1 rRNA gene is annotated in these 757 nt (G+C 49.0%); it reads left to right on the top strand.

The features are described 5' to 3' along the window. Nucleotides 1-757, top strand: a 23S ribosomal RNA gene (locus tag ACFP65_RS09010); the annotation flags it as partial.

Here is a 757-nt window from a genome sequence, read left to right as displayed (position 1 = left end):
TGCATCGTGGAGGTAGAGCGACTGTTTGGACTAGGGGCCCTTATCGGGTTACCGAATCCTGATAAACTCCGAATGCCACTGTATGTAGATCCGGGAGTCACACTGCGAGTGATAAGATCCGTAGTGGAAAGGGAAACAGCCCAGACCGTCGGTTAAGGTCCCAAAATTCTTGTTAAGTGGAAAAGGATGTGGGACTGCTCAGACAACTAGGATGTTGGCTTAGAAGCAGCCATCATTTAAAGAGTGCGTAATAGCTCACTAGTCGAGTGGTCCTGCGCCGAAAATTTACCGGGGCTAAACAAGATACCGAAACCACGGATAGAACCTTATGGTTCTATGGTAGGAGAGCGTTCTAAGGGCATTGAAGCAAGATCGTGAGGACTTGTGGAGCGCTTAGAAGTGAGAATGCCGGTATGAGTAGCGAAACACGGGTGAGAATCCCGTGCACCGAATGACTAAGGTTTCCTGGGGAAGGCTCGTCCTCCCAGGGTTAGTCGGGACCTAAGCCGAGGCCGATAGGCGTAGGCGATGGACAACAGGTAGAGATTCCTGTACCAGTCTGCTTTGTTTGAACAATGGAGGGACGCAGAAGGCTAAGATAAGCGCGCTGTTGGATATGCGCGCCCAAGCAATAAGTCTTGATATGAGTCAAATGCTTATATCTATACGGACAAGTTGTGATGGGGAGGGAAATTATAGTACCGAAGTATCTGATGTCACACTGTCAAGAAAAGCTTCTAGTTAGAAGTAGGCTGCC

The sequence above is a fragment of the Marinilactibacillus sp. GCM10026970 genome, assembly GCF_042660675.1.
Lineage (GTDB): Bacteria > Bacillota > Bacilli > Lactobacillales > Carnobacteriaceae_A > Marinilactibacillus.
This window is presented reverse-complemented; position numbering and strand designations above follow the sequence as displayed.